This is a genomic window from Pseudomonas sp. REB1044 (assembly GCF_038813925.1).
Taxonomy (GTDB): Bacteria; Pseudomonadota; Gammaproteobacteria; order Pseudomonadales; family Pseudomonadaceae; genus Aquipseudomonas; species Aquipseudomonas boreofloridensis.
On the sequence record NZ_CP046139.1, the window covers coordinates 3,032,873 to 3,057,586 of the forward strand.

21 protein-coding genes and 2 pseudogenes are annotated in these 24,714 nt (G+C 64.4%); 12 read left to right on the top strand and 11 right to left on the bottom strand.

Translation table 11 applies throughout. From position 1 onward, the window contains the following. Positions 1-12: 12 nt before the first annotated feature. From GKC70_RS13680 to GKC70_RS13695, 4 genes are all read right to left on the bottom strand, one after another. Positions 13-1,173: a GGDEF domain-containing protein gene (locus tag GKC70_RS13680; RefSeq protein WP_342648956.1), complete on the bottom strand. Its 1,161-nt coding sequence runs from the start codon at positions 1,171-1,173 to the stop codon at positions 13-15. A gap of 117 nt (positions 1,174-1,290) precedes the next feature. Further along, on the bottom strand, positions 1,291-3,543 hold the full coding sequence (katG, locus tag GKC70_RS13685; protein ID WP_342648957.1) for a catalase/peroxidase HPI: 2,253 nt from the start codon (positions 3,541-3,543) through the stop codon (positions 1,291-1,293). Positions 3,544-3,784: 241 nt separating this feature from the next. Further along, positions 3,785-4,663 (bottom strand): DMT family transporter, encoded by an 879-nt coding sequence (locus GKC70_RS13690; RefSeq protein ID WP_342648958.1) that lies wholly within the window; start codon positions 4,661-4,663, stop codon positions 3,785-3,787. Positions 4,664-4,821: 158 nt separating this feature from the next. Next, positions 4,822-5,034 (bottom strand): PLD nuclease N-terminal domain-containing protein, encoded by a 213-nt coding sequence (locus GKC70_RS13695; protein WP_039577161.1) that lies wholly within the window; start codon positions 5,032-5,034, stop codon positions 4,822-4,824. Between the two features lie 162 nt (positions 5,035-5,196). Here GKC70_RS13695 and GKC70_RS13700 point away from each other — a divergent pair, with 162 nt between their 5' ends. Next, positions 5,197-6,204, top strand: coding sequence for a GlxA family transcriptional regulator (locus GKC70_RS13700; RefSeq protein ID WP_342648959.1), 1,008 nt, complete (start codon positions 5,197-5,199; stop codon positions 6,202-6,204). Positions 6,205-6,290: 86 nt separating this feature from the next. Further along, entirely contained in the window at positions 6,291-6,539 is a 249-nt protein-coding gene (locus tag GKC70_RS13705) for a CsbD family protein (RefSeq protein ID WP_029613276.1), read from the top strand. 69 nt (positions 6,540-6,608) lie between these two features. Here GKC70_RS13705 and GKC70_RS13710 read toward each other — a convergent pair whose 3' ends face one another. Beyond that, the gene (locus tag GKC70_RS13710; RefSeq protein ID WP_342648960.1) at positions 6,609-7,277 is read right to left on the bottom strand and encodes a TetR/AcrR family transcriptional regulator; all 669 of its coding nucleotides are present in this window, start codon (positions 7,275-7,277) and stop codon (positions 6,609-6,611) included. An 89-nt stretch (positions 7,278-7,366) separates the two neighbouring features. Next, the gene (locus GKC70_RS13715) at positions 7,367-8,248 is read right to left on the bottom strand and encodes a LysR family transcriptional regulator (protein WP_342648961.1); all 882 of its coding nucleotides are present in this window, start codon (positions 8,246-8,248) and stop codon (positions 7,367-7,369) included. A 128-nt stretch (positions 8,249-8,376) separates the two neighbouring features. On the opposite strand from GKC70_RS13715, the gene argC reads away from it, so the two are divergent. Both argC and GKC70_RS13725 read left to right on the top strand, forming a co-directional pair. Further along, complete coding sequence (argC, locus tag GKC70_RS13720) at positions 8,377-9,312, top strand: N-acetyl-gamma-glutamyl-phosphate reductase (RefSeq protein ID WP_342648962.1); 936 nt, start codon at positions 8,377-8,379, stop codon at positions 9,310-9,312. 81 nt (positions 9,313-9,393) lie between these two features. Continuing rightward, positions 9,394-10,080 (top strand): GNAT family N-acetyltransferase, encoded by a 687-nt coding sequence (locus tag GKC70_RS13725; protein ID WP_039577147.1) that lies wholly within the window; start codon positions 9,394-9,396, stop codon positions 10,078-10,080. A gap of 323 nt (positions 10,081-10,403) precedes the next feature. Here the strand turns inward: GKC70_RS13725 and GKC70_RS13730 are convergent. After that, positions 10,404-11,617 (bottom strand): annotated as a pseudogene (locus tag GKC70_RS13730) (cyanate transporter). Between the two features lie 206 nt (positions 11,618-11,823). Between GKC70_RS13730 and GKC70_RS13735 the strand changes: the two are divergent. Beyond that, positions 11,824-12,261, top strand: a complete 438-nt coding sequence (locus GKC70_RS13735) for a carboxymuconolactone decarboxylase family protein (RefSeq protein WP_039577145.1) — start codon at positions 11,824-11,826, stop codon at positions 12,259-12,261. A 351-nt stretch (positions 12,262-12,612) separates the two neighbouring features. After that, a complete protein-coding gene (locus GKC70_RS13740; RefSeq protein WP_342651526.1) occupies positions 12,613-13,140 on the top strand; it encodes a helix-turn-helix domain-containing protein in 528 nt (175 codons plus the stop codon). 19 nt (positions 13,141-13,159) lie between these two features. Here GKC70_RS13740 and GKC70_RS13745 read toward each other — a convergent pair. Beyond that, positions 13,160-14,151: pseudogene (locus GKC70_RS13745) on the bottom strand (bile acid:sodium symporter family protein). 126 nt (positions 14,152-14,277) lie between these two features. Here GKC70_RS13745 and ampC point away from each other — a divergent pair. Continuing rightward, positions 14,278-15,417: a class C beta-lactamase gene (ampC, locus tag GKC70_RS13750; RefSeq protein WP_342648963.1), complete on the top strand. Its 1,140-nt coding sequence runs from the start codon at positions 14,278-14,280 to the stop codon at positions 15,415-15,417. Between the two features lie 306 nt (positions 15,418-15,723). Continuing rightward, positions 15,724-16,059 carry a hypothetical protein gene (locus tag GKC70_RS13755; RefSeq protein ID WP_342648964.1) on the top strand — a complete coding sequence of 112 codons (336 nt, stop codon included), beginning with the start codon at positions 15,724-15,726 and terminating at the stop codon, positions 16,057-16,059. Between the two features lie 44 nt (positions 16,060-16,103). On the opposite strand, the gene GKC70_RS13760 is transcribed toward GKC70_RS13755, so the two are convergent. Both GKC70_RS13760 and GKC70_RS13765 read right to left on the bottom strand, forming a co-directional pair. Beyond that, positions 16,104-16,403, bottom strand: coding sequence for a hypothetical protein (locus tag GKC70_RS13760; RefSeq protein WP_342648965.1), 300 nt, complete (start codon positions 16,401-16,403; stop codon positions 16,104-16,106). A gap of 280 nt (positions 16,404-16,683) precedes the next feature. Next, entirely contained in the window at positions 16,684-17,571 is an 888-nt protein-coding gene (locus tag GKC70_RS13765; protein WP_342648966.1) for an EamA family transporter, read from the bottom strand. Positions 17,572-17,835: 264 nt separating this feature from the next. Here GKC70_RS13765 and GKC70_RS13770 point away from each other — a divergent pair, with 264 nt between their 5' ends. From GKC70_RS13770 to GKC70_RS13785, 4 genes are all read left to right on the top strand, one after another. Next, positions 17,836-19,233 carry a cytosine permease gene (locus GKC70_RS13770; protein WP_342648967.1) on the top strand — a complete coding sequence of 466 codons (1,398 nt, stop codon included), beginning with the start codon at positions 17,836-17,838 and terminating at the stop codon, positions 19,231-19,233. 77 nt (positions 19,234-19,310) lie between these two features. Beyond that, entirely contained in the window at positions 19,311-20,618 is a 1,308-nt protein-coding gene (locus GKC70_RS13775; RefSeq protein ID WP_342648968.1) for a substrate-binding domain-containing protein, read from the top strand. Between the two features lie 72 nt (positions 20,619-20,690). Beyond that, positions 20,691-21,608 carry an AEC family transporter gene (locus GKC70_RS13780; protein WP_039577124.1) on the top strand — a complete coding sequence of 306 codons (918 nt, stop codon included), beginning with the start codon at positions 20,691-20,693 and terminating at the stop codon, positions 21,606-21,608. 48 nt (positions 21,609-21,656) lie between these two features. Continuing rightward, positions 21,657-22,268, top strand: coding sequence for a cell wall hydrolase (locus GKC70_RS13785; protein ID WP_342648969.1), 612 nt, complete (start codon positions 21,657-21,659; stop codon positions 22,266-22,268). A gap of 24 nt (positions 22,269-22,292) precedes the next feature. Here the strand turns inward: GKC70_RS13785 and GKC70_RS13790 are convergent, their stop codons facing one another. After that, the gene (locus GKC70_RS13790) at positions 22,293-24,461 is read right to left on the bottom strand and encodes a TonB-dependent siderophore receptor (RefSeq protein WP_342648970.1); all 2,169 of its coding nucleotides are present in this window, start codon (positions 24,459-24,461) and stop codon (positions 22,293-22,295) included. Positions 24,462-24,714: the final 253 nt, after the last annotated feature.

Here is a 24,714-nt window from a genome sequence, read left to right on the forward strand (position 1 = left end):
GCAGCGACGGTCCTATCCGACTGCGGCAGTGGCGTCCACCATGCGCAGACAGTCGCGCCCACTGCGCTTGGACTGGTAGAGCACCGCGTCCCCCTGTTCGATCAACGCCGCCAGGCTCGCTGGCGGCTGATCGAACAGGTGAGCGCCAATGCTCAGGGTGACCGCCATCGGCGTGGCGAAAGACTGTGCCGTGATGTGCTGGAAGCGCTCGCGCAACAGCGCCCCCAACACTTGGACTTCGTCGTGCCTGGCGTTGCCCAGTAGGATGATGAATTCGTCACCACCCAGACGTGCGGCCAGCGCATGGGGCGGCAACAGCCCCTGGATGGTTTCGCTCAAGGCCACCAGCAGGCGATCACCGGCGGTGTGTCCGTACAAGTCGTTGACCAGTTTGAAATGGTCGATGTCGATCAATAGCGCAGCACTCGGTCGCTCGCCACTGGTCGCCTGCAACAGCATCGGTGCGCGCATTTCCAGGGCGCGGCGATTGAACAGTGCCGTCAACGGATCACGCGCCGCCAGCAACGCAATGCGCTCCTCGCGACGGTAGCGCTCGGTGCCGGTCATCGACAGCGCAATCAGCATGATCGCCATGGCCCCTTCGATCAGCGAGATCTGGATGATTTCGCCACGAAACGCGGCCAGATCGATCAGCGTCCCGGGAACCACCGCAGTCGAAGCCTTGGCCACATAGAACAGGCCATGACCCAGCAGGATGTAGCGCAGTTGAACGGCACCCACACTCAGCGACACGCCATGGGGGCGCAGCAGGAAACTGGCGCGCAGCGAAACCCCGGCCACCAGCAGCGATTGCACACCCAGCATGATCTTCGACCACGCCGGCCCTTCTGGCAGCAACAGCATGCCGGCCCACAGCAGGACGATCAGCAACCAGGCCCGTGACAGTCGCACCTCGGTAAAACGGGCGACGCCCAGCAGAAAGCAGAAATGCGCGAAGATCAACAGACCGTTGGCGAACCAGATGCCGACCAGCAAATAACCGTTCATGCGCAACAGCGCCAGCACGCAGCCGATCATGATGGTGGCGAAACCTGCACTCCAGTACAGCAACGACGACTCACGTACGCTGCGCCATTCGATTGCCAGGTAAAGCGCAGCCGCGGCCGCTAGGGCGACACTGAGCGCCAGGAGGGTGGGAGGGTCGAGCGTCATGAACCAGCGAGCCTGTGATGGGGAGCAAACGCGGCGATTGTAAGCGCTTCCACCGCGATTGCAGAGTGCCATCTCATCGGATTGCCGGGGCCGTTGCAGCGACCCCGGACAGTACCGCTATTTCAGGTCGAAACGGTCCAGTTCCATGACCTTGACCCAAGCCGCGACGAAGTCCTTGACGAACTTGTCCCTGCCATCATCGCTGCCGTAGACCTCGCTCAACGCTCGCAACTGGGCGTGGGAGCCGAACACCAGATCTACCCGCGTACCGGTCCATTTCACCTGCCCGGTCTTGCGATCACGGCCCTCGAAGGTCTCGTTGTCGCCTGAGGTCGGCTTCCACTGCGTGCCCATGTCCAGCAGGTTGCGGAAGAAGTCGTTGCTGAGAGTGCCCGGCTTGTCAGTGAACACGCCATGCTGACTGCCGCCGTGGTTGGCGCCAAGCACCCGCAGGCCGCCGACCAACACAGTCAGTTCCGGGGCGCTGAGGGTCAGCAGTTGCGCCTTGTCCAGCAACAGTCGCTCGGCCTTGACGCTGTAGCGGGCCTTGCTGAAGTTGCGCAGGCCATCGGCGAGCGGTTCGAGCACGGCGAAGGACTCGACATCGGTCTGTGCCTGAGCGGCATCGGTGCGACCGGGACGGAACGGTACACGGATGGGATGACCGCCGTCCTTGGCGGCTTTCTCGACCGCCGCGCAGCCGGCCAATACGATCAGATCCGCCAGGGAGACGCGTTTGCCAGTGGCGCTGAACTCGTCTTGGATCTTCTCAAGCGCCTTGAGCACTTTATCCAACTGCTCAGGCTGGTTAGCGGCCCATGAGCGTTGCGGCTCAAGGCGAAGTCGGCCGCCGTTGGCGCCGCCGCGCTTGTCCGAACCGCGGAAGGTCGAAGCCGACGCCCAAGCGGTGGCCACCAGTTCGCCCACACTCAAGCCTGAGGCCAGCACCTTGGCCTTCAGGTCGGCAATGTCCTGCTCGCCCACCAGCGGATGGTCGACCGCGGGGATCGGGTCTTGCCAGATCAATTCCTCCTGCGGGTTTTCCGGCCCCAGGTAACGTGCCAGCGGTCCCATGTCACGGTGGATCAGCTTGTACCAGGCACGGGCGAAGGCATCGGCCAACTGCTCCGGGTGATCCTTGAAACGGCGGGCGATGGGGGCATAGATCGGGTCGAAGCGCAGCGCCAGGTCGGAGGTGAGCATCATCGGCGCATGGCGCTTGTTCGGATCGTGCGCATCGGGCACGGTGTTGGCGCCTTTGCCGTCCTTGGGTCGCCATTGGTGAGCGCCGGCCGGGCTCTTGGTCAGTTCCCACTCGAAGTCGAACAGGTTGTTCAGGTATTCGTTGCTCCAGCGGGTCGGGGTCGAAGTCCAGGTCACCTCCAGGCCGCTGGTGATGGCGTCGCCACCCTTGCCGCTGCCGAAGGTGCTGGCCCAGCCCAGGCCCTGCTGCTCCAGCCCGGCAGCTTCGGGTTCAGCGCCTACGTGGTCCGCCGGACCTGCGCCGTGGGTTTTGCCGAAGGCGTGGCCGCCGGCGATCAGGGCAACCGTCTCTTCATCGTTCATGGCCATGCGGCCGAAGGTTTCGCGGATGTCCTTGCCCGAGGCGACGGGGTCGGGATGACCTTCGGGGCCTTCAGGGTTGACGTAGATCAGGCCCATCTGCACGGCGGCCAGCGGGTTCTCCAGATTGCGTGCGCCCGGCTCGGTGCGGCTCTGCTCCTCACCGTGCTTGGCAGGCTCGGCCACCAGATCACCCTGCCCCGGCGCCTGGGCCTTGCCATAACGGGTGTCGCCACCAAGCCAGACCTTTTCCGAGCCCCAGTACACGTCTTCGTCCGGCTCCCAGACATCGGCGCGGCCACCGGAGAAGCCGAAGGTCTTGAAGCCCATGGACTCCAGCGCCACATTGCCGGTGAGCACGATCAGGTCGGCCCAGGAGATGTTGCTGCCGTACTTCTGCTTGATCGGCCAGAGCAGGCGCCGGGCCTTGTCCAGGCTGACGTTGTCTGGCCAGCTGTTGAGCGGGGCGAAGCGTTGCTGGCCGGAGCCGGCGCCGCCACGCCCGTCGGCAATGCGGTAGGTGCCAGCGCTGTGCCAGGCCATGCGCACGAACAGCGGACCGTAGTGACCGAAGTCCGCAGGCCACCAATCCTGGGAGTCGGTCATCAGGTTCACGATGTCCTGCTTCAGGGCTTGAAAGTCCAGACGCTTGAAGGCCTTGGCGTAATCGAAGTCCGGGTCCATCGGGTCGGACTGGTCGCCGTGCTGGTGCAGGATCCTCAGGTTCAACTGATCGGGCCACCAGTCGCGGTTGCTGGTGCCCTCCCCGGCCGTGTGATGGAAGGGGCATTTCGATTCGTTCGACATGTGCGCTTACCTTGCAGGTTCGGTTATCCAGATTTCCGGTCTGTGCCGGGCGATCCGCGGGCCGAGCTAGGAACTCGACCCATCTGCTCATCAGGGATGGTCGGACAGGCGCCGACGCTGACTCACCGCGCGTCAGACGCACGAGGCGAAGCCAGGGGAAATACTAGCCGAGCTTTGGCAGAGGTCTAATAGAGTGGCTGTTCAGGGGCGATAGCCAGGGTCTTTCAGTACCCTGAGCACGCTAACGACGGCGTTGCATCCACGCCGCCCCCAGGCCGCTGAGGCAAATAATGGCGATACCGACCACGCTGAGGGTATCCGGCACCTGGCCGAATACCAGCAATCCGAGCAGCCCGGCGAACACGATCTGGCAATAGCTGAACGGCGCCAGCAGCGCAGGGGCGGCGTGGCGGAAGGCTTGGGTCAGCAACAGGTGCGCGGTCATGCCGCAGCCGCCGAGCGCCAGCATCAGCAGCACATGGGAGGCTTGCCGGGTTTGCCAGAAGAACGGCACCAGTGCGCTCATGATCAGGGTGTTGCACAGGCCCGCATAGAAGTTGCTGGTGGTGGGGCTGTCGTGTACGGCCAGAATACGCGTGAGCAACTGGTAGAAGCAGAAGCCCAACGCCGAGCCGAACGGGAACAGGATGGCCGGTGTGAACATCGCGCCGCCTGGATGCACCACCACGAGCACACCGATGAAGCCCATCACCACGGCCAGCCATTGACCAGGCGTGACCCGCTCCTTGAGCAGCGGCGCCGACAGCGCAGTGACCAGTACCGGAGCCAGAAAGTTGACCGAGGTCGCTTCGGCCAGTGGCAGGTACTGCAAGCCGGCGGTGAACAGCAGGCTGGTACTGAGCAAGCTCAGGGCACGCAGGGTTTGCAGGAGTGGGCGACGAGTGCGCAACACGCGCAGCCCGGCCTGAGGCAGGAAGATGCCCGCCATGAGCAAGGTGTGCACCACGTAGCGCGCCCACACCACCATGATGATCGGGTAGAGACCGCCCAGGAACTTGGACAGTCCGTCGTGACTGGCAAACAGGAAGGTCGCCACGACCACCAGGGCAATGCCATGCAGTGGGTGATTGACGCCAGATAACGGGGTGCGGGTGGTCATGCGGATCTCGGGCCGGGGCAAACGCTGGCAGTTTAGAAGAGTTGCACGAGCCGAGGGAAAGACAATGCCCGTCCAAGGGACGGGCAATGGCAACGAGCGTGCGGTTATCGCCCAGACAGGCCGCTCAAGCGTGTCGTGCGACAGGCGCTCTCACCGTCTCACTTCTCTTCAAGTACCGCCTTGCCCTTGACCGCCCGAGGGCCTCGCCACGCCCAGAACAACAGGCCAGGGAACGGCGCCCATACCACGAATACGACCCAGAGCATCTTGCGCTCGGCACGTCGGTCGCTGCCGATGATGTGCCAAATCGCCCAGACTTGCAGGAGGATCACCACCACCGCGACGACGATCCAGATCGTTCCGATTTCCATGAGCGTTCTCCCGTGTGCATGTACTGTATTGGTTCGCGCCAAGCGGCAAGGGTTCAGTCGGATACGCAGGCGATTGCGCGTGCATAGTGGCCTGTTCAACGATTGTCTTTCCGCGCGACGGGTAGCACACTCGCTGCGCCAGAGAAGCCCATGGAGTCCGCTGTGCCAACGCCCCGCCAGTTCAGCAAGAAGACCAGCACCAGCAACATGCTGCGGCTCAAATCCGGCGCCAGCGACGAACAGAAGCCCTACCACGTGGGTTTCGTCCTGCTCGAGCACTTCTCCATGGCCAGCTTCACCGTGGCGATGGACGTGCTGGTCACCGCCAACTTGCTGCGCGCCGAGCGGTTCGCCTTCACCGCGCTGTCGTCCAGAGGCGACCGGGTACTCAGCGACCTGGGCCTGGAATTGATCGCCAGCGAGCTCGATCCGTCCGCCCTGAAGACACTCGACCTGCTGGTGATCTGCGGCGGTCTGCGCACCCTGCTCAAGTACCCTGAACTGGACCGTCTGCTGGCCGATTGCGCCGCCCACGGCATGGCCCTCGGTGGCCTGTGGAATGGCGCCTGGTTCCTCGGCCGAGCCGGCGTGCTCGGCGACTACGGCTGCAGCATCCACCCCGAGCAACGCGCCAGCCTGGCCGAGCGCAGCCCGCAGACGCGCATCACCCCGGCCAGCTTTACCCTCGACCGCGACCGCCTCACCGCCGCCAGCCCCAACGGCGCGATGGAGCTGATGCTTGGCCTGGTGCGCCGTTTGTACGGCGATGCGCTGGCCGAAGGCGTCGAGGAAATCCTGTCCTTCTCCGGCGCGCGCTATCGTCAGGTGGGGCCCGGCGCCAAGAAATCCATGAGCTTGCAACTGCGCACCATCGTCGAGCTGATGGAAAACAACCTGGAAGAAACCCTCAGCCTCGACCAACTGGCCACCTACAGCGGTCGCTCGCGGCGCCAGATCGACCGGCTGTTCCAGTCCCAGCTCGGCACCTCGCCACGGCGCTACTACATGGAGTTGCGCATCACCAAGAGTCGGCGCCTGCTGCAGTATTCGGACCTGTCGGTGATGGAAGTGGCGGTCGCTTGCGGTTTCGTCTCGGTATCGCACTTCAGCAAATGCTATGCCGCCTACTTTGGTTACCCGCCGTCGCGCGAGCAACGCCTGGGCGAGTGAGCCGACAACAGTGTTGAACTATTCCAGGCGCGCGGCTCCCTAACCTCTGACACATCCATGGCCACTCACAGGAAGGGTTGATCCATATGAAGCGTGAACAGATCGAAGGCGTCGCGGACAAGGTAATCGGCAAGGCGCAGAGCGCCGCTGGCGAGTTTCTCGAAGACCCGGACCTGGCCGCCGAGGGCGATGCGCGTCAGGCCGTCGGTCAAGTGACCAAAAGCTATGGCGACGCGGTGAACAACGTGTCGAACTTCGTCAAGGAAAAGCCGCTGACCGCCCTGGCAGTCGGCGCGGCGATCGTGCTGGTGGTCAACCGCCTGCTGCGACGCTGATCGCCAGTGGGTGTACTGGGGCCGCTTCTGCGGCCCTTGTGCTTTCTGGGCACCCTGGGGAGCGGGCGGTCATGCGCGGATGTAATTGAGCACGGCCTCGCAGAGCATCTGCTTGTGCCGCACCTTGACGGTTTCATTGCTCAGGTCGATCTGGAAGATTTCGCCGAAGGTGTGCCGGTTCGATACCCGGTAGAAACTGAACGAACTCATCAGCATGTGCAGGTCGATGACCTCGATACCGGGGCGAAACACGCCCTCCTCCACGCCCCGGCGCAACACCCGCCCCAACGCCTCCAGCACCAGGCTGCTCATTTTGCCGATCACCGGCGCCTGCTTGACGAACTCGCCGTAGTGAATGTTTTCGGTGCAGACGATGCGCACGAAGTCCACGTTCAGGTCGTGGTGATCGAAGGTGAACTCCACCAGACGGAGGATGGCCTGCTCGGCGCAAAGCGACTCAAGGTCCAGGCTGTGTTCGGTCTTGCGAATGTCGCCGTAAAGCTTGATCAAGCACTCCAGGTACAACTGCTCCTTGCTGCCGAAGTAGTAGTAGATCATGCGCTTGGAGGTGGCCGTACGATCGGCGATCGCATCGACCCGCGCCCCGGCGAGCCCCTGTTCGACGAACTCTTGGATCGCCGCCTGGAGAATGTCCTCGCGGGTCTTTTCCGGGTTGTTCTTGCGCGCCTTGCGCACCCGGACCATTGGCTGGTCGGGGCTGACTTGCGGATCACTCATACCGACTCACAGGCTATCTGGTTGTAGTGGGCGGGGATTATCCGTGACCTGACCGGCACTGGGAAGCATGGACATCCGGCAGGGCCCGGTCACTGGCGCAGGTGCTTGAGCGCTGCCAGCACATGCCCGGTAGCCCGATCGCCGTCGCCCTCGCGACACGCGATGCCCAGCGACCGCCATAAGCCCGGCCGTAACGCGCGGCACACGATGCGCCGATCCAGCTCGGGGCCTTCGCCTTCCTGAGGCAGCAACGTCGCGCCATAGCCCGCTGCCACCAGGCTCTTGATCGCATCGTTGTAGTTCAGCTCGATGCGCGCCTGCGGATAGAGCCCGGCCGCCGCGAACCACTCGGCGGTAACCCGCGACAACTGGGTGCCGCTGTCGTTGAGAATCAACGCGCGCGCCGCCAGCCACGCTGGAGTGAGCCGTGCCGGGGGCTGCCAGTCGGCCGGCACGTAGGCCAGGATCGGGTCGCGCCGCCAGGGCATCAACTTCACACCCTTGATGGCGGTCTGCGGCAGGGCCACCAGGCCGATATCCAGGCGACCGTCGCGCAACGCGGCCAACGAGGCCTGGGAGGTCAGCACCTGCACCTGCACGTCGATGCCAGGATGGTCGCGCTGCAGCGCTGCCAGCGCGCTGGGCAGCAGGTGAGCGATCGCGCCAGTGGACGCGCCCAGGCGCACACGCCCGGTCAGCCCGGCCACCTGCCCACGCACCTCTTCCAAGGCCTGTTCGGCGTCAGCCAGCAAGCGCCGGGCGCGCTCCAGCAGGGTCTGCCCAACGGCGGTGGCGCGCACCTGGCCGCGGGTCCGAGTCAACAAGGGCGCACCAACCCGCGCCTCCAGTTCGGCCACATGCAGGCTGATGGTCGGCGGCGCCAGGTTGAGCTGACGCGCAGCCTGGGCAAAAGAGCCGAGGTCGGCGATCACTACCAGGGTGCGCAGGCGATCGAGGCTGATTTCTCGCACAACAAAACTCCGGTTACACACAAGCTCAATTCAGGAAAACTGAATTTTATGCTCATGATATTCAAATTTTCTTTTATTCAAACCGGCGCGAGGATAGCACCACCTCTTGCGTGAACGGACCTTGCACCATGCACCAGCCCCTGATTTTCATCGACGGCGACCAAGGCACTACCGGCCTGCAGATCCATGCCCGGCTGAAGGGACGCCCCGACCTGCGCCTGCTGACCCTGCCTGACGCCGAGCGCAAAGACCCTCGGCGCCGGGCCGAGGCCCTCAACAGCGCCGACATCGCCGTTTTGTGCCTGCCTGACGACGCGGCCCGCGATGCCGTGGCGACGCTACGCAATCGGCAGGTGCGGGTGATCGATGCCAGTTCCGCGCACCGTACCACGCCGGGGTGGGTGTACGGGCTACCCGAGCTGGACGCCCAGCAGCCCGAGCGCATCGCCTGCGCTATGCGGGTCAGCAATCCCGGCTGCTACCCGACCGGCGCCATTGCCCTGCTGCGGCCGCTGGTCGAAGCCGGTCTGCTGCCGGCGGACTATCCGCTCGCCATCCACGCGATTTCCGGCTACTCGGGCGGCGGTCGCGGCGCTGTCGAGCGCCACGAACACGCCGGCGAGCACCGCCTGCCGGCACTGCAACTCTACGGCCTCGAACTGGCCCACAAGCATGTGCCGGAAATCCAGGCCCATGCCGGTCTGAGCGCTCGCCCACTGTTCCTGCCGGGCTACGGCGACTACCGCCAGGGCATTGTGCTGACCACGGCCCTGCACCTGCGCCTGCTGCGCCCAGGCGTCACCGCAGAGCACCTGCAAGCCTGCCTGCAACAGCACTATCACGGCGCCCGTCACGTGCAGCTCATGCCCTTGCATCAGCAAGGACCGGCCACGGCACTGGACCCTGAGGCCCTCAACAGCAGCGACGACCTGCGCCTGGCCTTGTACGCCAATCCCGAGCATGGCCAGGTCCTGCTCAGCGCCGTGTTCGACAACCTCGGCAAGGGCGCTGCTGGCGCCGCGGTACAGAACCTGGACTTGCTGCTCAGCGCCCTGCGGCGCTGAGGCCCTACCGGCGAAAACGGTTAGACTGTGCATCCCGCGTCGCTCGACGCAGGATGCCTTCAACCGCTGGAGCTTGCCCCGATGTACATCCTGAGCCGCCTCGACGGCGTGCCGCCCGAATCCTTCCAGAACCAGATTCGCCAGTTGGTGATCGAGCAGGCCAGCGCGCTGAGCAGCGTCGCCATCGCCGCCGACAACCCGCTGTATCCGCTGTACCAATACAGCGTGGGCCTGGAGGTCCACCAGTACCTGCAAGCGCTGGACGGTCAGCGCGGTCTGGCCGTGGAACTGATCCTGGCGTTGGACGCCGAGGCGCCCGACCGCCTGCTCGGTTTCGCCCTTGCCCTACCCGCCCAGGATGACCCGCACACCTGCGCCCTGGCCTTCCTGGCGGTGGTGCCCAGCCATCGCCGCGAGGGCATCGCCCGTGGTTTGCTGGCGGACCTGCGCAGCCGCTACGCCTGCGTGGAAATGAGCGCCTTGCCCCATACGGTGCCCTGGTTCGAAGCCATGGGTTTGCAAGTGGTCGGTGCCCAGGCCGCACACGTGCTGATGAGCAGCAGCGGCAAAGCCAGCGACGCGCTGATCGGCCGACTGGACACCGCCACGATCTACCAGACGCTTGAAGTGCGGCAAATTCATGCCTACCTGCTCAAGCAGCACGGTGACGCCGCGATGATCGAGGCCGAACGGGCCCGTAACGAGCGGCTGGACGAGCTCGAACTGCAAGCACAGGCGTGCGCGGCCCTACGCAAACAGGTGCACTGAGGGGATGAAGCGTGCCATCGATGGCTCGCGCTCGCACCACCCAGCACTGAACGACCGACCCGGGCACGTCACGTCATTGCGGAACACGACATGGAACTGCACATCCACCTGATCGGCGGCAAAGGCCTGACCGATCAGCTCCACCAGCAATTACACGAAGCCATCGCGCGTGGACACCTGGCCGTCGGCACGCAGTTGCCGCCCACGCGCCTCCTGGCCGAGCAAGTTGCCTTCGCGCGGGGTGCACTGCACAGCCGCCGACGTCCTGGTGTGCAACGGTGCTCAGCAGGCGCTGGACCGGGTTCGCGACGCGTTGCACTCACTCAGTTGACCGTGGCCGGCTGCGCGCTTGAAACGCTACGCCGCATGGCGCTGGCGTAGCCCGCAGGCGCGAAGCGTGCGGTGACCAGCAACATCGCGAGCACCGTCACCGCGAGCAGGCTCCAGGACGCCTGGAAACTACCGGTGGCCGCGCGTAACCAACCGGTCAGGTAAGGCACGGTGCCCGTGACGATGAACCCGACACCTTGCACGAATGCCGCCAAACTGCCCGCTTCGGGCGCGCCACGCAGGTGCTCGAGGGTGAGCGTCAGGCTCAGGCTGAAGCACGCGCCCAAGCCCAGGCCGATCATCGCCACCCAGGCCATCATGGCCTGACTCGGTGCCAGCAACAGGCCGACAAATCCCAGCAGTTGAATACCCAGCGCCAGCCACAGGCCAGGTCTTCTGTCCGGCAGATTTCGCAGCAGCAGCGGCAGACCTAACGCGCCGAGCACCTGGAATACCGTCATCACCCCCACCAGCTCGCCACCGCTCTGGGCCGAGCCGCCCTGTTCCAGATGGAACGCCGGCAGCCAGGCCACCATGCTGGTATAGCCGCCATTGATCAGACCGAAGTACAGCGCCAGCAACCACGCCCGACGGTTGCCGAACCAGTGCCCCGCGCCGACTTCGTTCAGTGTCTGCGGCGCCTGGCGCGGGCGCAGCCAGCACCAGGCGAGCACCGCCAACAGTGCAGGCAGCGCCCAGATACCCAGGCCGCTTTGCCAACGTCCGCTCAACGCGCTGACACCCGGCCCGAGCACCGCCGCCAAGCCGCCGCCGCTCATCAACGCCGCCGAGTACAGGCCCATGCAGACGGCCAGTCGGCTGGCGAACCAGCGACTGACCAGGCCCGGCATCATGCCCTGCACCAAGGCCACGCCCAGCCCCGCGATCAGCGCACTGCCCATCAGCGCCCACGCGCTGTCCAGGTACAGGCGCCACAGGCATGCGGCAGCGATGGCCAGCAGCCCAGCAACATCGCACCGTGCTCACTGAGCCAACGCCGCAGCCAGGGTTGCAGCAGTGGGACCAAGCCCATGCACAACACCGGCAGCGCCGTGAGCAGGGCCGCTTGTTGGTAGCCCAGCCCGGTGCTGTGGCGCATGGGTTCGAGCAAAGGCCCGATACTGGTCAGGATCGGTCGCAGATTGAGAGCCAGGAGGATCACCAGCAGCAGGTTCGCGGCACCTCTGAGGTTGATGGGGTTGGACATGCCACGGCTCCTGAGACGACGGCCGGCCATTATCCAAGCCGCCAGCCAGCAACAGAAATGAAGAGATTGCATGCAGGTCAGTGGCGGCTCGAATGCCACGCGAGATTGGCCTCCCGATAAAGGTGCGCATTGGCTATCGGTGAGCCTCAGGTGTCTGGGTACGCTGGCCACGTTCACCCCTGAATCACACTGACCGGAGCATCCTCATGCACGACCGAATCGAATGGGCCAAGCACGCGCCCGAGGCCTACAAGGCCATGGCTGGACTGGAAAAAGTACTGGCCAGTTGCGGCCTGGAGCATTCGCTGCTGGAGCTGGTACGCCTGCGCGCCTCGCAGATCAACGGCTGTGCGTACTGCGTGAACGTACATGCCAACGATGCGCGCAAGGCTGGCGAAAGCGAAGCGCGCTTGCAGACCCTCAGCGTGTGGCAGGACACACGCTTCTTCACCCCCCGTGAGCGGGCGGCGCTGGCCTGGCTGGAAAGCCTGACCCACCTGCCCGAACGTGGCGCGCCACAGGCCGAGTACGCGGCGTTGTTGGCGCATTTCACACCCGCTGAAGTGGTCAACCTGACCTTGGCGATCGCCAGCATCAATGCCTGGAATCGCTTCGGTGTGGGGTTCGCCATGGTGCCGGCCTGAGCAGGATCGACCCGCCCGAAGTGCCCGCTGTGCAGTGGCCAAAAAGGCCAGAAGGACTGGCCGCTTTCGACATAGGCGCGGGGCCGAACCTTGCCTAGACTCGATCCCCTGGCCAGCGTCGCCCCTGCTCACCGAGCAGGGCGGCGACACGCCTTGGCAATCGGAGCCCTTCATGAGCCGCACAGCATTCGCCGCCATTCATCCGTCACACCCTGCACAGGTATGCCTGCTCGCCTACGGCAGAGGCGGCTGCCGCCCTGCTCGTGCACCAGGCAGTTGCCTGTGAGGGTCGCTGCATCGGCAGAGGCCGACGGGCGTTGCGTGCACTTCGAGGAACGCCGCGAGCGGGCCATGGCGCTGTTCGCCGAAAAGGGTTTCGGCCAGGTCAGCATGCGCGAACTGGCCGCCCATGTAGGCCTGACGGCGGGCTCGCTGTATCACCATTTCCCGAGCAAGCAGGATCTGCTGTACGACTTGATCGAAGAGCTTTGCGAGGAGCTATTGGCCACACTCGATCAGGGTCGTCGTGCCCAGGCCGGCGGCAAGCCGGCGCTGCCCCAGTTGATCGCCGCCCACTGGCAATTGCAGGCCGAACGGCCGTTGCAACTGCGCCTGGCCGAACGCGACTTCTGCTGCCTGAGCCCAGCGCAACAGATGCACCTGAAGGCACTGCGTCAGGAATACGAGCGCGGCCTGGTGCAACTGGTCGCACCCGGCGCGCGCCAGCGTAGCGAGATACAAGCAGTGGCCGGGCATGTGCTCAGCAGCCTGCTGAACCAGTTGCCCGGCGTCCTTCAGGACCGGGGCATGCCCGAGCCGCAGGGCGTCGTGCTGGTCGAGCGGCTGCTGGCCGGCGCCTTGGAGCGCGCATTGGTGTAACGCGTGCAAGCGCTGTCGCTCAGGAGGCCGCCGGCGCCTCTTGCACGACCTCTTCTCGCGCGGCGTACCGTTGGGCCAGCACAGCACACACCATCAGTTGGATCTGGTGGAACAGCATCAGCGGCAGGATCATCGCGCCGATCCCACTGCCGACGAACAGCACCTGAGCCATGGGTACGCCAGTGGCCAGGCTCTTCTTGGAACCCGCAAACAGGATCGTGATACGGTCTTCGAGGCTGAAGCCAAGAATCCGCCCGAGCAGCCGCGTGGCAATGAGCACAACGGCCAGCAGCACACCGCAGGCGGCGAACAGGCCCGCCAGGTGCTGCGGCGATACGGTGTTCCACAACCCGGTGACCACGGCCTCGCTGAACGCGGTGTAGACCACCAGCAGGATCGAACCCTGGTCGACCAGCTTCAGCCAGCGTGCATTCTTCTTGACCCAGGCACCGATCCAGCGCCGGGCGATCTGTCCGGCCACGAACGGCACCAGCAATTGCAGGGTGATCTTCAGTACGGCATCCAGGCCCGAGCCGGTATCGCCATCGGCGCCGAGCAGCAGCATCACCAGCAGCGGGGTCAGGAAGATGCCCAGCAGGCTCGACGCTGCCGCACTGCAGATCGCCGCTGGCACGTTGCCGCGCGCCAGCGAGGTGAAGGCAATGGCCGATTGCACAGTCGCCGGCAGTGCGCACAGGTACAACAGGCCCAGGTACAACTCATTGCCCACCAAGGGCACGAACAGGGGCTTGAGCGCCAGGCCCAGCAGCGGGAACATCACGAAGGTGCAAGAAAACACCAGCAAGTGCAGGCGCCAGTGGCCAGCCCCGGCGACGATCGCTTCGCGCGACAGCTTGGCGCCGTGCAGGAAAAACAGCAGGCCGATGGCCAGGTTGGTCAACCAACCGAAGATCACCGCCCTTGGCCCGAGCACGGCAGGAAGGTGGCGATCAGGACCACCGTCAGCAACGTCAGGGTGAATTTGTCGAAAAGCATGCGCAGGTACTTCATGGGGCATCCGTCTTGTCATGGTGCAAGGCTCGACGATAAGGTCTGCGCTCGCTCGGCGCTAACGCCGGAACTCCCGCCGGTGTCGCTGAACGGACATCGGCCCGCTTCGATGCAAGGATCTTGACAATGCTAAGCTTGCGACCCTCTGTTCTGGCCCTGGCCATGACCGCTGCCTGCGCGCCCGTACTGGCCGACGACCTGCAACGCCAGGTGGACGCCGTCATCCAGCCGCTGATGCAGGCGCAGCACATACCCGGCATGGTGGTAGCGGTCTACGCCAACGGCCAGGAGCGGTATTTCAGTTATGGCCTGGCCGATCAGGCGCACAAGCGTGCGGTCACCCCAGACACCCTGTTCGAGGTCGGGTCGGTGAGCAAAACGTACACTGCCACCTTGGTTGCCCTGGCCAGTGCCGAAGGCCGGCTCGACTTGGACGCTCCCGCCAGCCGCTATCAGCCCGTACTGGCCGGGACCGCTCTGGGCAAGGCCAGCGTGCGAGCCCTGGGCGCCTACAGCGCCGACTGCCTGCCTCTGCAGTTTCCCGACGAGGTCACCACTGACGAGCAGGCCCTGAACTTCCTGCAACACTGGCAACAGAAAACCACGCCTGAAACCCGGCGCTGCTATTCGAATCCGAGCCTGGGCCTGTTCGGCGACTTGGCGGCGCGCGCGCAGCAGCGGCCCTTCGCTGACCTGATGACCCAGACCTTGCTGCCAGCCCTGGGCCTGAAGCACACCTACCTGCAGGTACCGACCAGCGCCCGCGATCAGTACGCCCAAGGCTACGACGCGCAGATGCGGCCGGTGCGCGTCGGCCCCGGTCCGTTCGCCGACCAGGCCTACGGCATCAAGACCAGTGCCAGCGACATGCTGCGCTACCTGCGCGCCGAACTGGACCCAAAGGGCTTGCCCGCGGCGCTCAGCCAGGCGATCGGCATCACCCACGGCGGCTACTACCAGGTGGGCGAAATGACCCAGGGCCTGGGCTGGGAACGCTACCCCTACCCGGTCAAGCTCGACACGCTGATCCAGGGCAATGCCGCGCAAATGATCCGGGAGCCTCAAGTCACTCGACGGCTGCAGCCTGCGCAACCGGACGGCGCAGCCTACTGGTACAACAAGACCGGAGCCACCAACGGCTTCGGTGCCTACGTGGCTTTCGTGCCGTCGAAGAACGTGGCGATCGCCCTACTCGCCAACCGTAACTACCCCAACGACGACCGGGTTAGCGCGGCCCACGCGATCCTCGCCCTGGTCTCGCACTGAGGCCATTGCCGCCTTTTTAATCAGGATTGTCCGACAATATGTAGTGCCTGAAAATTTTCACTACAAAACCATTGACGACATTCTTCAGCCTTGGGCATGATGAGGCCGTCTCCCTGATCGGGAGCGGTGGCAAGGGTGTTCCAGACGACCTGCGCGGTAACGCAGGCCGTTCGTGGAGAGGGAATCTGTCCAAAAGGCAGCGTGAGAAAGCCCCTGTTGCGATGCTGCTGTAGCAGCCTAGGTAGTGCGCTACATCGTGGTAGCGCCAACTGTGAAAATCACCAACGAATGGGAAATGGGGGCTTTATGATGAACCTGAACAACAATCCGACGATCGACCAATTGGCCCGGCTGTTCGCAGCGCGAAAGGACAGCCACGACGACCACCTGCTGTGGGTCAGCCAGACCGGCGAGGTTCGCCTCGACCGTCTGCCGGCCAACACTGTCGAGGCCGAATCCGACCGGCACATGCCTGAAAGCATGTGCGCCCGCTTCAAGGTCTACCGCCGCGGCCAAGGCTACGTCGGCAAGAAGGCCGCAGCCGATACCGGCTTTGTCGAGCGTGTGCTGATGACCCTGCAACAGGAATGGCCTGCCGCCCGTGAGCAGCAGGCCGTCAAGGTGATCGACCCACTCGACTGAGTGGCTCGCTACTGCTTGAGCCCGGCCCACAAGGCCGGGCTTTTTCATGCCTGGCGTCGCGCCAAGGGCGGTGTCACCAGAGCGCCGGTGGCCAAGGCTCGGGCGCGGTCCACACCCCACACCAGCGCACGGGTCATGGTCTGTCCGGGCAATGAGCAGTGATACTCCTCGCACAACGCCTTGCCGCCTTGGGCATACACGCCCAAGAACAACTGAGTGGCGCCAAGGCGCGACAGACGAACCTGCACGTCGATGCTGGTGCCGTCGCTCAACTCTTCGTCATGGCAGCGACTGTGCAGTTGGCTATCCGCCCATTTCCAATAGGTCTCATCCCTGACTCTCATGGAAGTCCATCCTCCTTTTCCCAAATGCCGCGTCAGAAAACCACAGTGACGCCTCTACGGCGAGCGTTAGCCGCCGTTCCACTGCGCCGGATCAAGACATCAGGAGATACACGCACCGTTCGGCTAAAAGTTAAGCGGCGCCGACCATTCACTGACCTGTAAGAGCGCAGCGCGCGAGTTGAGGCTAGCCGGTGGAACGCTAACCGCCGGGGCAAATGGGATTTGCCCGACAAGTGGCACATTGCCGCTACTTAGCGCGTCATCCATGACGCCTACAGGTTTACTGGGCATTCACCGCCCGTAGGCGCTGTACCACACGCGGTCCGAACACGTTGATCAGCAGCCCCGCCATCACCAACAACGCGCCCCAGGCTTGGACGCTGCTCAAGCGTTCGCCCAGCAGCCATGCCGAGGAACTCAGGCCAATCACCGGCACCAGCAGCGAGAATGGTGCCACCTTGCCTGCCGGATGACGCGACAGCAATGTGCTCCACAGGCTGTAACCGAGCATGGTGGCCACCAACGCCAGATACAGCAGCGCCAACACCGAACTCATGCCGATATTGGCCAGCGCATGCCCCATGCGCTCAGGACCTTCAAGCCACCAGGACAGGGCCAGGAACGGCAGTGGCGGAATCAGTCCGCCCCAGATCACCAGCGCCACCAGATCGACCGAGCCGAATCGGCGCGTGATGATGTTGCCCATGCCCCACATGGCGCCCGCGCACAGGGTCAGCAGCAGCGCCACCAACGGAACATGGCCGCTGTCCTCACTGCCGATCAGCGCCAGCCCGCACGCCGCGACCAGTAGCCCGAGCACGCTGGCAGGTCGCAGCCGCTCACCGAGAAACAGCGCGGCGAAACCCAAGGTGAAGAAGGCCTGCGATTGCAGGACCAGTGACGCCAGACCTGGGGGCATGCCGCTGTACATGGCCTGGAACAGGAAGGCGAACTGCCCCAGGGAGATGGTGGCGCCATAGGCGATCAGCCAGCGCCACGGCAGCTTGGGTCGTTTGATGAACAATACGGCGGGAAAGGCCACGAGCAGGAAGCGCAAGGCCCCCAGCAACATGGGCGGCAAGCCGTCGAGTCCGACCTTGATTACCACGAAGTTGACGCCCCAGGCGATGATGACCACCAGAGCGATCAGCAGGTCCTTGACTGGCATTGCACGGTTCCTTGTTCAAGCTTTTATAGACATATTTCGTTACAGCATAAGGCTATTCCCGTTGCAGCGACCAGCACAGTTAAAGCCAAGGGTTGCACAACAGTAGGCTGTGACGACACGCGCCGCGGGCCTGACCGATCCCGACTCGCTTCCTCTGCACGCCGAAAGTTGGGTCACGCGAACGGATTGACCATCTTGTATATACATGCTCATATGACATGCATTGCCTCACCCGCCCATAACAACAACCACGCGGAGTCCAGCATGTCCAGCACGCCTGTAATCGAGCGCCGCTCGATCGACCACATCCCTCCCGCCGAACGCCACGGACGCGTCTACAGCCAGTTCACCCTGTGGCTGGGCGCCAACCTGCAGATCACGGCCATCGTCACCGGCGCACTGGCCGTGGTGCTGGGTGGCGATGTGTTCTGGTCGCTGATCGGCCTGCTGCTGGGCCAGCTCATCGGCGGCACGGTGATGGCCCTGCACGCCGCCCAAGGCCCGCGCTTGGGACTGCCGCAGATGATCTCCAGCCGCGTGCAGTTCGGGGTCTATGGCGCGGCCATTCCCATGCTGCTGGTGTGCCTGATGTACCTGGGTTTCACCGCCACGGGCACCGTGCTATCGGGCCAGGCCATCGGCCAGTTGCTCGGCGTCAGCGACAGCCTCGGCATCCTGATCTTCGCCGGCGTCATCGTTCTGGCCACCCTCGCCGGCTATCGAGTGATTCACTGGATCGGCCGCGTGGCCAGCGTGCTGGGCATCATCGCGTTCGTTTATCTGTTCAGTCGCATCCTGATGCTCGCCGACATCGGCCAGTTGCTGGACAACCGCCACTTCAGGTGGGCCTCGTTTCTGCTGGCGGTGTCGCTGGCCGCCTCCTGGCAGATCGCCTTCGGTCCGTATGTCGCCGACTACTCCCGTTACCTGCCACGCAGTACCTCGGCGCTGAAGACCTTCTTCGCCGCCGGCCTGGGCTCGGTGATCGGCGCACAGGCGTCGATGGTGCTGGGGGTATTCGCCGCCGCCATCGCCGGCAGCCAGTTCTCCGGGCACGAGGTGGCGTACATCGTCGGCCTCGGCGGTGCCGGCGGTACGGCGGCGTTGCTGTATTTCGCCATCGCCTTCGGCAAAGTGACCATTTCCACCCTCAACAGCTATGGCAGCTTCATGTGTATCGCCACCATCATCAGCGGCTTTCGCGGCAGCGTGCAGATCAGCCGGGGCCAGCGCCTGCTGTTCGTGCTCGGCATCGTCGGCGCGGCGACGCTGGTGGCGTTGCTGGGCCAACATGCGTTTCTCACCGCGTTCAAGTCGTTCATCCTGTTCCTGCTGACCTTCTTCGTGCCATGGAGCGCGGTGAATCTGGTGGACTACTACTTCATCACCCGCGAACGCTACGACATTCCGGCGCTGGCCGATCCGAACGGGCGCTACGGCCGCTGGAACTGGCCAGGCATCGGCGTGTACAGCCTCGGCGTGCTGATCCAGATGCCTTTCATCGACACCAAGCTCTACACAGGTCCCATGGTCGCGCACCTGGGCGGGGTCGACGTGTCCTGGCTGATCGGCCTGGTGGTGCCGAGTCTGCTGTATTACTGGATTGCACGGGGCAAGGCCAGGCAGGCACCGGCCGAACTGGTCGAGCCGCCGGCGCACTAGCGCGCACGGGCGCCGTCACTTTTCAGTCACACGCCTGTCGTAATCTGCCGGACATTCCTATGCCCAAGGACTCCGGCATGCGTCGCTCACTCGCCCTGTTGCTCTGCCTGCTACCCCTGCTGGTCCGCGCAGAGCCGGCCTGGCTGAGTATTCAAGGTTCGAACACCCTTGGCGCAGCGCTGGCACCGGCGCTGGTGCGCGGATTCCTGCAAGACCAAGGCGCACAGGCTATCCGCAGCCAGTCTGGCGGGCAGGCCAACGAGGTCGAGGTCAGCGCCATTAATGCCCACGGCGCGCCCCTGCGGATCAGTATCGCTGCCCACGGCACCCGCACCGGTTTCAGCGCCCTGGCCCAGGGCGAGGCCGATCTAGCGGCCGCCTCGCGACCGATCAGCGACGAGGAGGCCCGCGAGCTGGCGCACCTGGGCGACCTGCGCAGCGCCTCCAGCGAGCAGGTGATCGGCCTCGATGGCGTGGCCGTGGTCGTGCATCCCGATAACCCTTTGCAGGCATTGACCATCGCCGAACTGGCCAAGGTCTTCTCCGGGCAGATCCAGCGCTGGGAGCAATTGGGCGGGCACGCTGGCCCAATCCACCTGTACGCGCGCGACGATCGCTCCGGCACCTTCGACACCTTTCGCACCCTGGTACTGCGCCCGCAGGGCCAGGAGCTGTCACCCCAGGCCGCCCGCTTCGAGTCCGGCGAAACCTTGGCGGCACAGGTGAAGGCCGATCCGGCGGCCATCGGTTTCAGCAGCCTGACCACCGTGCACGAAGGCAAAGCGCTGGCAATCGCCGAGGGCGACGCGCCGGCCCTGCTGCCCACCTCGGCCAACGTGGCCAGCGAAGACTATCCACTGTCGCGAAGGCTGTTCTTCTATTTGCCCACAAACCCCAGCGCACCCGCCAAGGCCCTTGCCGAGTTCAGCCAGAGCCCAACCGGTCAGGCGATCGTCGCCGCCCAGGGTTTCGTCTCCCAAGGCATCACGCCACTGACCATCGCCGCGCAGCCACGGATGCCCGCGCCGTATCGCGCCCTGGCGAACGAAGCGCAGCGCCTGAGTGTCAATTTCCGCTTTCAGGAGGGCAGCGCCAGCCTGGATAACAAAGCGCTGCGCGATGTACAACGCCTGGGCGATTACCTGCGTCAAGTCGGCAAGCTGCAGGACCAGGCGGTACTGGTCGGCTTCAGCGACCCCAAGGAAACCCCTGGTCGCGCCGCCCTGCTCTCACGCCTGCGGGCCATGGCGGTGCGCCGCGAACTGGCGCGCGACGGGATGCAGGTGAAGGATGTGCTAGGCATGGGCGATGAGCTGCCTGTGGCCGGAAACGAGCAGGAACACGGACGCCTGCGCAATCGCCGGGTGGAGGTGTGGGTCTACTGAGCGCAAACACGCGTTTCCTCCGCCTGCGCGGCTGGGTACTCTGTGCCGGTACCCGACCTCGGATCCGTGCTCATGCTGCCCCTGCTACTCACCACGCTCGTGCCCATCATCCTGCTCATCGCCCTAGGCACCGTGCTGCGCGTACGCGGCTTTCTCGCCGACAGCTTCTGGCCAGGCGCCGAGCGATTGAGCTACTACGTGCTGCTGCCTTCGCTGTTCCTGCATGGCCTGGCCACCGCCAATCTGGATGGCGTACCCGTGCTGGGCATGGTCGCCGTGCTGATGCTCTCGACCCTTGTCGGCGGCGTGCTGCTGGTGCTCTACCAAGGACTGGCGCAGCACGATGGCGCCGACTTCACCTCGGTATTCCAAGGCGGAGTTCGCTTCAACAATTACATCGGCGCGACGCTGGCGGCGGGTATCTATGGCAGCGCCGGCATCGCCCTGGCGGCCGTGGCCAATGCCTCGATCGTGCCGCTGGTCAACTTGCTCTGCGTGCTGGTGTTCGCCCGCTTCAGCGCCCGGCACAGCTCGCCGTTCACGGTGTTCAAGGCAATCTTCGCCAACCCGCTGATCATCGGCTGCGCCGGGGGTCTGTTGCTGCGCGTCACCGGCATCGGCTTGCCCGCCGGATTGGAACCAACGATCAAGGCCTTGGGCCAGGCGGCACTGCCCCTTGGGCTGCTGTGCGTGGGCGCGGCATTGGGCGGCGCGCGCATGGGCCAGCAGGTCAAGCCGCTGGCGGCCGCCTCGGTCTTCAAGTTCCTGGTCATGCCGCTGACCACTTTCGGCCTGTGTCGCCTGCTCGGGCTCGGCGGTCAGGCGGCCGTGGTGGCGGTGCTGTTCCAGGCGCTGCCGACGGCATCGTCCTCCTACGTAATGGCCCGGCAGATGGGCGGCAACGCGCCGCTGATGGCAACCATCATCGCCTTGCAGACCGTGGCGGCGGCCGTGACGTTGCCGTTGATGCTGAGCCTTACCCTGGGTTGAAGCCGCGTGGTTAGAATGCTCGGATCCCAGTCACACGGACATCCGATCATGCGCCACCGGTGGATTGCGTTCAGCCTGCTCATTGCCCTGCCCTTCACACAGGTGCACGCCGCCGACAGCAACACAGCCGCCATCGCCGAAGACAAGGCCCAGGCGCTCGAGCAGAAGGTGGTCGACGACGCGCCACCGCCCAAGCCCCCGGAAAAGATCACCGCTGCCGAGGTCAAGGCCGTCGACCCGGCCGGTCAGGCGCCGCTGGACGACAGCATCACCTGTCTGGCACGCACCCTTTACTGGGAAGCCAAGGGCGCCGACGAAAAGGACATGCGCGGCGTCGCCAATGTGGTGCTCAACCGCCTGGGCAAACCGGGCTTTCCCGACTCGATCTGCGGCGTCGTCAAGCAGGGTGTGGAAAACCGCAGTTGCCAGTTTTCCTGGTGGTGCGACGGGCGTCCGGATCAAGTCGAGGAGCCGCCGCGCTATGACATCGCCAAGGAAATCGCGCGCAAGGCGCTCAACCAGCAACTGCCAGACAGCACCGCCGGCGCGCTGTTTTTCCACGACCGCCACGTGCGACCGAGCTGGGCGAAGACGTATCGGCGCACCGCCCAGACCCGTCATTTCTTCTTTTACCGCCCCAGCACAGCGCTGGCACGCTGAGCCCGGCTCGCTGACACGTCAACGTCAGAAGTCGACCGTGCCGGAGAACTTGACCAGGCGTGGATCGCCCTGGGTCAGGTAGCCGCCGTTGGCCGACGCCCAGTATGACTTGTCGGCCACGTTCTCCACGTTCATGCGCAGGGTGATGTCTTTGTCCTGAACCTTGAAGCGGTAACGTGCGCCTAGGTCGAAGCGATTCCAGGTCGGCAGGCTGAGGGTATTGGCCGGGTTGGCGTACTGCCCACCCGTGCGCAGCATGCGCGCATTGAGCGCTACGCCGGGAAGACCGGGAACGTCCCAATCGACGCTGGCATTGAGCTGGAACGTCGGCACACCCACGGCATGATTGCCATCGTTGCTGCCGTTCTGGGTGTTCTTGAGCTCGGTGTCCATGCGTGTGCCGCCCGCCATGAGACGCAGACCCTGAAGTGGCTCACCGAACACGCTGAGTTCGACGCCTTTGTTGATCTGCTGGCCGTCCTGCACGAAGACGTTGCCTTCGCGGTAGCCGTCAGTGGGCCGCTCGATACGATAGACCGCCAGGTTGGCGCCATAGCGCTGCTGGTCGAGTTTGATGCCGGCCTCGACCTGCTTGGTCTTGGCCGGCGGGAATACCTGGCCGACGTTGACCACTTCGCCACTGGCCGTGGCGCCTTGGGCCAAGCCCTGGATACTGTTGGCGTACAGCGACAGTGCTGGCGTGAGCTTGTAGACGATGCCATATACCGGTGTGGTGACCGCCTCGTCATAGAACGCGGTGCGCCCCCCGTCGACGCCCGTGCCGCGATAGGCGTAGCCCTCTACCCGCAGTTGCTGACGACGAAGGCCAGCGGTGAGCAGCAAGGTGTCGTCGAACAGACCAAGCGTATCGGACAGGGCCACACTGCGGTTGCGCGTCTTGCCCGTGACTCCCGGGTCACTCAGGAGGCCCGCGCTCGCGCTCACGCTGGCAGGACGCGGAACCGGCAAGGTGTCGTAGATATTGGTCGGCTGAGACTTATAGAAAACGTAGGCATTTTCCTGTTCGGTCCAGATGCTCGCCGCGCCCAGGTTCAGTTGGTGGCTGACCGGGCCGGTCTGGAAGCGACCGTTGAGCCCGGTCATGAAACTCGCGTTGTCTTCATTGTGCGGAATTTGCGAACCGGCGATGGTCGCAGCGCCGGTGGCGGCGTTAGTCAGGACGGGCGTGCCGTAGAAGCCGGTTTCGCGGGTGTGCTTGATGCCGCCAGCCAGGTAACCGCTCCAATGCTCGTTGAAATCGTAGTCGCCACGCAGCATGCCGAAGGTATCTTCGGTCTCGGTCCAGGACCAGTCCTGGCCATAGTTGTGGTCAGCACTGGGCGCATGCGGGATATCCGTGACACCCGCGCCCAGGCGCACGGAGTTACGCAAGTGGTTGACGCGCTGCTTCTGGTAGCCGAAGTCGCTCGAGACACGCAGTTGATTGCCGCGGTAGTCCAGGCCTGCAACGAACAGCTTGCTGCGCTGATTCTGATCGTCGACCGCCGTGTCGCCCTCGCGCTGGGACAGGTTCAAGCGTGCACCGAAACGGTTGTCTTCGCCAAAGCGCTGGCCAATGTCCAGATGCTCGCCAATACGCCCGTCAGTGGTGATGTCCTGGGTGTAGCGGCGGGTCGGGATGTCGTCAGCGCGCTTGGGCTGCAGGTTGACGTTGCCACCCAGCCCCGTGCCGGTGGGGCTGGCGCCGTTGAGAAAAGCGTTGGGCCCTTTGAACAGTTCCACTCGCTCTACCGCATCGGTTGAAATCATTTGCCTGGGCAGTACGCCATACAAGCCATTGAAGGCCACATCGTCGCCGCTGAGCGGCAGCCCGCGGATCACGAAGACCTGCGACTGATTGCCGAAACCAAAGGACTGGCGCACCGAGGGGTCGTTGAGCAGCACATCGCCGATGTCTTCGGCCTGCTGATCCTCGATCAGTTGCGCGGTATAGCTGGTCAGGGTGAACGGCACGTCCATCATGTCCTGATTACCCAGCACGCCCATCTGCCCGCCCCGGGCCACTTGCCCACCGGCGAACGTTTCAGGCAAAGGGCTGGACGCCGGTTTGAAGGCGTCGGCATTGACGGCAGTGGCGTCAAGTACGAGGGGGCCGTCCGCCGCTTGGGCGCTCAGACCGACGGAACAGCAAAGCGCGATCAAGGTCGGACGCATCGGGCAAATGTAGGCCATGAAAGGCTCCTGAATAGGTGACTGGAGAGCCTTCCTGGCCAGCATTATCGCAAGTGAGTCGCACTTATAATCGATATTGCGAATTATTTCCAACAAATCGCACTTTTTCGCGCGCGGCCTGTCTACTGCCTCTTTTGCCGCCATCGGGTTACCGATGGCTCACCGCAACACACAAGCCAGGCCAAAAACCGGTGGCTTGTGTAGGATGGGCAGCGCCCCCACCAGGCCACTGCCAGTCATAGGGAGATTCTTG

What these genes read in the sequence shown, in the direction of transcription:
- GKC70_RS13680 (WP_342648956.1), bottom strand. Translation starts at nt 1,173, where the DNA reads ATGACGCTCGACCCTCCCACCCTCCTGGCGCTCAGTGTCGCCCTAGCG.
- katG (WP_342648957.1), bottom strand. Translation starts at nt 3,543, where the DNA reads ATGTCGAACGAATCGAAATGCCCCTTCCATCACACGGCCGGGGAGGGC.
- GKC70_RS13690 (WP_342648958.1), bottom strand. Translation starts at nt 4,663, where the DNA reads ATGACCACCCGCACCCCGTTATCTGGCGTCAATCACCCACTGCATGGC.
- GKC70_RS13695 (WP_039577161.1), bottom strand. Translation starts at nt 5,034, where the DNA reads ATGGAAATCGGAACGATCTGGATCGTCGTCGCGGTGGTGGTGATCCTC.
- GKC70_RS13705 (WP_029613276.1), top strand. Translation starts at nt 6,291, where the DNA reads ATGAAGCGTGAACAGATCGAAGGCGTCGCGGACAAGGTAATCGGCAAG.
- GKC70_RS13710 (WP_342648960.1), bottom strand. Translation starts at nt 7,277, where the DNA reads ATGAGTGATCCGCAAGTCAGCCCCGACCAGCCAATGGTCCGGGTGCGC.
- argC (WP_342648962.1), top strand. Translation starts at nt 8,377, where the DNA reads ATGCACCAGCCCCTGATTTTCATCGACGGCGACCAAGGCACTACCGGC.
- GKC70_RS13725 (WP_039577147.1), top strand. Translation starts at nt 9,394, where the DNA reads ATGTACATCCTGAGCCGCCTCGACGGCGTGCCGCCCGAATCCTTCCAG.
- GKC70_RS13735 (WP_039577145.1), top strand. Translation starts at nt 11,824, where the DNA reads ATGCACGACCGAATCGAATGGGCCAAGCACGCGCCCGAGGCCTACAAG.
- GKC70_RS13740 (WP_342651526.1), top strand. Translation starts at nt 12,613, where the DNA reads ATGGCGCTGTTCGCCGAAAAGGGTTTCGGCCAGGTCAGCATGCGCGAA.
- ampC (WP_342648963.1), top strand. Translation starts at nt 14,278, where the DNA reads ATGCTAAGCTTGCGACCCTCTGTTCTGGCCCTGGCCATGACCGCTGCC.
- GKC70_RS13755 (WP_342648964.1), top strand. Translation starts at nt 15,724, where the DNA reads ATGATGAACCTGAACAACAATCCGACGATCGACCAATTGGCCCGGCTG.
- GKC70_RS13760 (WP_342648965.1), bottom strand. Translation starts at nt 16,403, where the DNA reads ATGAGAGTCAGGGATGAGACCTATTGGAAATGGGCGGATAGCCAACTG.
- GKC70_RS13765 (WP_342648966.1), bottom strand. Translation starts at nt 17,571, where the DNA reads ATGCCAGTCAAGGACCTGCTGATCGCTCTGGTGGTCATCATCGCCTGG.
- GKC70_RS13770 (WP_342648967.1), top strand. Translation starts at nt 17,836, where the DNA reads ATGTCCAGCACGCCTGTAATCGAGCGCCGCTCGATCGACCACATCCCT.
- GKC70_RS13775 (WP_342648968.1), top strand. Translation starts at nt 19,311, where the DNA reads ATGCGTCGCTCACTCGCCCTGTTGCTCTGCCTGCTACCCCTGCTGGTC.
- GKC70_RS13780 (WP_039577124.1), top strand. Translation starts at nt 20,691, where the DNA reads ATGCTGCCCCTGCTACTCACCACGCTCGTGCCCATCATCCTGCTCATC.
- GKC70_RS13785 (WP_342648969.1), top strand. Translation starts at nt 21,657, where the DNA reads ATGCGCCACCGGTGGATTGCGTTCAGCCTGCTCATTGCCCTGCCCTTC.
- GKC70_RS13790 (WP_342648970.1), bottom strand. Translation starts at nt 24,461, where the DNA reads ATGGCCTACATTTGCCCGATGCGTCCGACCTTGATCGCGCTTTGCTGT.